Genomic DNA, 6982 nt, shown 5'->3' on the forward strand with positions numbered 1-6982 from the left:
CCGTATTATTCTGTAGCCTCATTTCCTGACGAAAAGATGTAGTCTTCAATAGCTTTTTGAACCGCTTTCAACAAAGATTTTTCGTTTGTGACATCTACATCAATTGCCAAATCCCAACTCATGATACCGGCATAACCATTTTCACAAGCATACTGCGTTTTCCTATAAATGGCCTCTACTCCATCGAATGTATATGTATCTCCTTTATATTCCACAGTAGTTTGATCTGAAGTAACACCATCCGCAAAATCAAAATATCCTGCTGTCTTTTTACCTGTTTCTGTAGCTCCTTGGAAAGGTACACCCAATACTAGTTTATTCTTAGGAATCTTAGCCTCTGTTACTGCCTTTTCTGCCTCTGCAACAAATCTTTCATAAGGATAATATTCTGTAGTAGGACCATAACATTGCAAAGAGACAAAGTTTGTTGCTTTATAGGCTTCATCCGTGAGATAAGTCATACAATACGGATGAATAGACACTGTAAAGAATATCTTTTTGGCATTTTGCTTGAATATCTTACTCATTCCAACGATAGCCTTACTATAAGCAGCCCCTTCAGCTCCCCCTTCCGGCCATTCAAAGTCCAAGTCTACTCCATCTAAATTATGAGTCGATAAAACTTTGCATATATTATGAGCGAAATTAGTATAAGCCCCTTCATTCTTAACCATATCTTTCCATTGACCACCGGCACATCCCAAACGGAATCTTAATGTACCTGTCGAAGTGCCTAAAGCTTTACGCATGTCTTCCATACGAGTCAGCCATGTATGGGAATCTTTCCCCGGATTGCCCGAATCATCATATTTCCAATATGCGAGCACTTTAGTTTTATTCCAAACGGAAGGATAAGTGATAGGGTCTTTTCCTAATGTTCCAGCAGATATGCTCCATACAGTAGTTTCTTCCATATAGCCCTTGAATTTATCACCAATAATAAAATCAACCTTGTCGTTGGGTACTTCGGGGAATGTATTGTCGTTTAGCGGTGTTAATTTTGTAGACTTGCTATCTACATCAAGTTTTATTTCAGGATCTGCCGATGCTTTATAAGATAAAGCAATGTAATGCCATCCTCCCACAGTTAATTCATCATTGGTAATTTCGGTACTTAAGCTACCTATTGTAAGTTTCACCTTTCCTGCTACATCACCCAGTTGTAAAGCTGCAATCGTTTTTGAACTTGTAGTCTTTTTAAATAAATAAGCATTAGCTACCCATTCATCTATATATATGTAAGTACCAAAAGTAAACTGCTTACTAGGACCATCCGGAGAATGAAGTAAACCGTCACCTGCATTCATTGTCGCACTGCCATTAAAGTATAGTACACCACTTTTGCCATCTTTTTCAGCAGTATAGGTAGCATTTCCTGTTAATTGAGCATCCGGCAATTCAAATGCCAAACTACCATCAGCATAAGGACGACATACCAAAAAAATTAAATCATTGCAAGTAGCCATGCTTTTGCCAGAAATCCGACCTGAATCATAAAAGTCACCACGAATATAAGAGCAATTAATCAGCCCCATTTCAGTTGGGTCGTCCGGATCATCCGGTTCATCTTCACCCGGCTTTCCTGTAACTGCACCATCAGGAGGGGTACCAGTCGGAACATCCATCCATTTTGTATCTTTACAAGCTGTCAACGTTCCAAAAAGGAAGAGACAAAGGAATAGAATTTTGTTTCTCATAAATTTAATAATTAAGATTACCTTTATTTAATTATTGTACTGCCTTTTTTGACAATCACCGCTACAAATGTAGTTTATATCAAAGGTAATGAATGTTCTATTTTAGCTACGATTCTTCCAAATTTGTCTAAAATCATCCATTTCATCGATTAATTATAGTATCACAGACATCTTTGAACATCTTTCGAATCAAAAAAAGAAAGCGGGAGTATTCATTCCTGAATATTCCCGCCTTTATCATATTTTAGACTAATGCAACTACAACATTTTTTATGAAGATACATTATAAATTTTCTATATCAGAAGATTGAATACCTGTGTATTTGGTAATCATATCAATAGATATTCCGTCCTCTCTCATCTTTCGAGCAATTTCAATTCGCTTCTTTTGCTCTCCTTTCTCTATTCCTTTCTTCATTCCCTTCTCCAGTCCTTCTTTCATTCCTTCTTCAGCCGCTTTTCTCCGCATCTCTTCGTTTTTACGCCGTTCATCCTCCTCTACGATTTGATTGACCCTATATCGATCCAATGCCTTATCATAAGCGATACGATTTTCTTCCGAAAGATCGGCAACTGCCGCCAATCTCGCCAGATGTTCAAACACTTGTTCTTTCAAAGCATCCGGCATTCTATTCCAATTGCTCATATTCTTCAGTGCATAAATTAATTTATCATATAATGTACTACAGTCAGACAGGTCCTTAGTGAAATAAGGAAATTGCAAATAAATCTGCCGGAGATGCGGATTGACAATCTTCCCTGTATCACGGTCGGAAAGCACTGTATCTGTACGGAATTTCTCCTCTAAATTATCTTCTTTGAAGTTCATAAGAAAGATTCCATATATAGTAGGTAGTCTATATTGCTTTCCATAAGCGACAAGTGGCTCTCTTGCCGTCATCGAATCTTCCGGAACAGGGACTTCTTTTGAAGAAGGAGATTCTATTTGCCGACTCACAGCGCGACAAACATAATAAAGTGTACGATCTAAAAAGTTACTATGCCAACGGTTTTGCATCTCCACAATTATATACTCACCACTTGCTGTACGACAATAAAGATCATAAATGATGCCTTTGTCATTCACATTATCCGCATGATCTTCCTTATCAAGAAAAGTAAGTTCCGTAATATGATGTTCGCCAGCAAGCAGTTCGTTCAACAAAGTGATGAGCAAATCCTTACTGGCCGGTTGACCAAAAATAATTTTAAATCCTATATCAGTAAAAGGATTGACGTATCTGGACATGATATTCTATTTTTATAGCAAAGATAACTATTTAAATCCATAAATATGAGGGACAATCCTAATCTTTACGGATTTATAGTCTTTCATAGTAAACAAAGTCTCTTCAAATACTCAAAACAAATAAGAGCGATGTCCTATTTTTCAGATTAAAGAAAAAAACAAGACTACTAAAAAAAGTAACCTAGAATTAAAAACATCCATATTATCATATATATATGCACATTATCGACACAATACAGTATATGTTTTCTAAAAATATGCGTTCCCTTTAAAGAAGTAAGCGACTTTCCTCGGTGAGAAAGGAAGTGTTCCTCACCGAGGAAGCCCCCATTACTCACCGAGAAAGCTCTTCATAGTCACCGAGCAAACCATAAAAGCCTTCAAAAATGACTACTTACATACTAACTCATCATTATACACAAACAAAAAGTGAATGACAAGGTGAACTATATACAGTCAAATAAGAAGCATACAAACACTAAATTAGATAATTATTTATTCTTTAGGCAGGGATTATCTAATATTGCAAACAGATCAAAATTCTTTTATTTAAATTGCAGAGTGTTTTTTCCCTCATCACAAACAAGTGACTGATATATTAAAAACAGAAAGAATAGAATATACCTTTTTTCAGATCAGCACATTTTTAATCCCATCCTTTCAACAACCGTACTCTTTCAGAGTCTGCATCAACTTCGCTCCATTGATCGGCTTCACTAGATAATCATCGCAACCAGCCTTCAATGCAGCCACCCGGTCGGCATCAAAAGCATGAGCAGTCAAAGCGATAATTGGTATTTCTGTATTGAACTTCCGGATCTCGGAAGTTGCAACGCGTCCATCCATAACAGGCATCTTCATATCCATCAGTACCAGATCCACTGGTTGGGTTCGGACAATCTCAACTGCCTCCAGTCCATTCGGTGCATGTAACAACTGACATTTGTTTTTCAAGATGGAAGATACTAAAAAGAAGTTACTTTGAATATCTTCTACGACTAGCACCCGTTTAGGTGCTTTCTTTGCAACTTCGGAGTTAGGAATATTTTCTTTATCTCCATTCGCATCTTTCTCATTATTCCGACGGGAAGAAGTCGGTTCGCTGTTAACCGATTCGAACTGGCATGGCAAAACCGCCCAAAATAAAGACCCTTTATCAAATTCTGACTCAAAGCCTATCTCTCCTCTGCAAGCCTCAACAATGGCTTTACAAATGGACAATCCCAATCCGGTTCCCTGTGCGAATTCATCCAGTTTCTCAAAACGATGAAATACTTTATCTTTTTTATCCTCCGGTATGCCGATACCTGTATCGCGAACGTACAGGCGAATACTTCCGCCTACCTTTTCATACCCCATTTCAATCATTCCTTCGGAGGTATATTTGATGGCATTAGTCACAAAATTAGTGAGAATCTGCGCTAACCGGTTTTTATCCAAGCGAACGGTACAAGTCTCATAAGGATTCATGGGAACCAAACGAACCTGCGGGTTTACTACACGCCGATGCATCGAAGCAGCCAATTCGTTGAAATAAACAGCCAGATCAAAATCTTCATATTTCAATTCTACCGAGCCGGCTTCTATTTTCGAAAGATCCAGTATGTCATTAATCAATTTTAGAAGCAATTCATTGTTGGCATTAATAATCTGAATAAATTCTTCTTTTTCTTCTTGATCTTCCGTCACCATCAGCAAGTCAGAAAAACCTACGATAGCATTTAACGGAGTACGGATTTCATGACTCATATTTGCCAGAAAGGCAGATTTCAGCTTATCAGATTGTTCAGCCCGGTTCCTTGCCTTTTCAAGTTCACCAATCATGTGCTGGCGCTCGGTAACATCATCTACGCGAATTACAACACCGTCAACATCCCCCTGTTCATTAAAGATAGGAGTAGCAAAAACTTCTATGACATGCTTGTTATCCAGATTAAACAAAATAGACTCTACCTGACCGGACCGCCGGGCACGTTGCATCACACAATTCTCACAAGGAGTGGTGCGATTATGTGCTGTCAGATAACAAGGTTCTCCCTTTTTGTAAGCCTCATAAGAAAGACTTTTACCACAAAGTGAGATATTTTCCCATTGTACAATATAATTGTTCGCAATATATGCCAACCCCGAATTAATATTGTTCAATACCAATTCATTCTGACGAATCAATTGAATCATTCTTTGTTCGCTCTCAAGGAGTTCTTTTTTCGAGCGTACAGCCTCTTCGTAAAGATTATCATATTTGTTTTGCCACAGAACACGTTCGGTGACATCTTGGGTTATCACCATATAATTCGTTATTTCAGACTTTTCATTATGCACAAAAGAAACAGTAATCTCGAAGAATTTGGTACCGGACAAATAAGTAGGGAAAAGACGGCGCAAGGCATCAAAATCATATTTTGCCATGAAACGTACAGTTTCTCCTTTTCTAATCTGTTCTTTGATTTCATCAGAGAAACTAGTATAATTGAATAGGTTATAGCCCAGAATATCCTTTTTGTCTCTTATCCCCATCGATCTCAACCGCGAATAATTGACATCTATCATGAGACCATCCTTATCATACAACTCCAGCCCTACAGACAAGTCATTAAAAATTTTGTGCAATAAGTTGTCAGCTATCCCATTTACCAAAGTCTGTTCCATGCAGCTAAATTTGTATAGTATTACAATATTGATTGTTTATCCAAGCAAAATTACTTAAAGATTTTGTTACATAAAAAGAAAGAGGCTAAAAAGCCTCTTTCAGTATCTTTATTTCGCATTCTGGTATAAAAAATCTTCTGCTTTCGCTAATGTTTCCGGTTTACCAATATCAATTAGATGCAACTTTTCTGCCAAGTAACCACCATAGTTTACTTGCCGGCAAGTGGCAAGATAGAAATCCATAATAGAGAATTTTCCATCCCAAGAGGGAGAGGCCATCCATTGAAAAATAACAGGCGAAAGAACATGAATGCCACTGAATGCATATTCCTGATAAAGGGAATAATCATAATGAAGCCCTTCCGGTTTCACTTGTTCCGTATCCTTGTTTATCCATCCGCAAAGTCTTTTGTCTGTATCAAAAAGAAGATAGCGGGAGGTTTTACGTTGGCTGGCCAACAAAGTGGCAACAGCACCGCTTTGCAAATGATAGTCATATAATTCCTTCAGATTTACGTCTGAAAGAATATCGACATTGTGTATCAGGAAAGGTTCATTGGAGTTTTCAAAGAAAGAACGGGCTTTCTTAATTCCCCCACCGGTATCGAGTAACAGGTCACGTTCGTCGGAAATATGTATGATAAGCCCAAAATTCTCATTGGCTTTTAAGAAATCAAGTATTTGTTCACCCAAATGATGGATATTAATCACTATTTCTGTGAATCCGGCAGCTTTCAGTTTTAAGATCACATGTTCCAACATCGGATGTCCGGCTATGGGAACCAAAGCCTTAGGCATGGTATCGGTGAGCGGCTTCAACCGACTACCCAAACCGGCTGCAAATATCATTGCTTTCATTCTTTCAGTTACTTTCTTCTTTATTTTTAATCTCCTTAGATTGTTGCCTCAAACGTATGTTCTATATTCTGTTCCCGATGTACGAGTTCGACTTTCACACCAAATTTCTGATTCAGGTGCTCTGCCAGATGCTGGGCCGAATAAACAGAGCGATGCTGTCCCCCGGTACAGCCGAAGCAGACGGACAAATTACTGAATCCACGTTCCATATAACGTTTCACGGAAGCATCTACCAAAGCATAGACATGATCGAGGAAACCTAGTATTTCGCCATCTTCTTCAAGAAAAGTGATTACAGGCTCATCCAGTCCGGTGAAAGGTTTGTAACGCTCATACTTACCGGGATTATTTACGGCGCGACAGTCGAATACATAACCTCCTCCGTTACCCGTGGAGTCATCAGGAATGCCTTTCTTATAAGCAAAGCTCATTACTTTGACAGTTAGCTGCCGCTTTTTCAGATCATCCGTAAACTGTTTCAGTCCGGTAAGCTCCCGCAAAACGTTACAGAGATACGGATATTCCGGAT

At 38.4% G+C, this 6982-nt stretch carries 5 protein-coding genes; all 5 read right to left on the reverse strand.

The features are described from left to right. Positions 1 to 5: 5 nt before the first annotated feature. On the reverse strand, positions 6 to 1697 hold the full coding sequence (locus ACT8YW_RS11580; protein WP_444105028.1) for a glycoside hydrolase family 18 protein: 1692 nt from the start codon (positions 1695 to 1697) through the stop codon (positions 6 to 8). A 283-nt stretch (positions 1698 to 1980) separates the two neighbouring features. Beyond that, positions 1981 to 2946 (reverse strand): PD-(D/E)XK nuclease family transposase, encoded by a 966-nt coding sequence (locus ACT8YW_RS11585; RefSeq protein WP_444105030.1) that lies wholly within the window; start codon positions 2944 to 2946, stop codon positions 1981 to 1983. A gap of 660 nt (positions 2947 to 3606) precedes the next feature. Then, positions 3607 to 5595, reverse strand: a complete 1989-nt coding sequence (locus ACT8YW_RS11590; protein ID WP_444105032.1) for a response regulator — start codon at positions 5593 to 5595, stop codon at positions 3607 to 3609. Between the two features lie 108 nt (positions 5596 to 5703). Further along, the gene (locus tag ACT8YW_RS11595; RefSeq protein ID WP_444105034.1) at positions 5704 to 6453 is read right to left on the reverse strand and encodes a nucleotidyltransferase family protein; all 750 of its coding nucleotides are present in this window, start codon (positions 6451 to 6453) and stop codon (positions 5704 to 5706) included. A gap of 35 nt (positions 6454 to 6488) precedes the next feature. Further along, positions 6489 to 6982: RapZ C-terminal domain-containing protein (locus ACT8YW_RS11600; protein WP_444105036.1), on the reverse strand; the 494-nt coding region annotated here is incomplete at its 5' end.

It is taken from the genome of Bacteroides sp., from assembly GCF_052357945.1.
In the GTDB taxonomy this organism is placed as follows: domain Bacteria; phylum Bacteroidota; class Bacteroidia; order Bacteroidales; family Bacteroidaceae; genus Bacteroides.

What these genes read in the sequence shown, in the direction of transcription:
- ACT8YW_RS11580 (WP_444105028.1), bottom strand. Translation starts at nt 1,697, where the DNA reads ATGAGAAACAAAATTCTATTCCTTTGTCTCTTCCTTTTTGGAACGTTG.
- ACT8YW_RS11585 (WP_444105030.1), bottom strand. Translation starts at nt 2,946, where the DNA reads ATGTCCAGATACGTCAATCCTTTTACTGATATAGGATTTAAAATTATT.
- ACT8YW_RS11590 (WP_444105032.1), bottom strand. Translation starts at nt 5,595, where the DNA reads ATGGAACAGACTTTGGTAAATGGGATAGCTGACAACTTATTGCACAAA.
- ACT8YW_RS11595 (WP_444105034.1), bottom strand. Translation starts at nt 6,453, where the DNA reads ATGAAAGCAATGATATTTGCAGCCGGTTTGGGTAGTCGGTTGAAGCCG.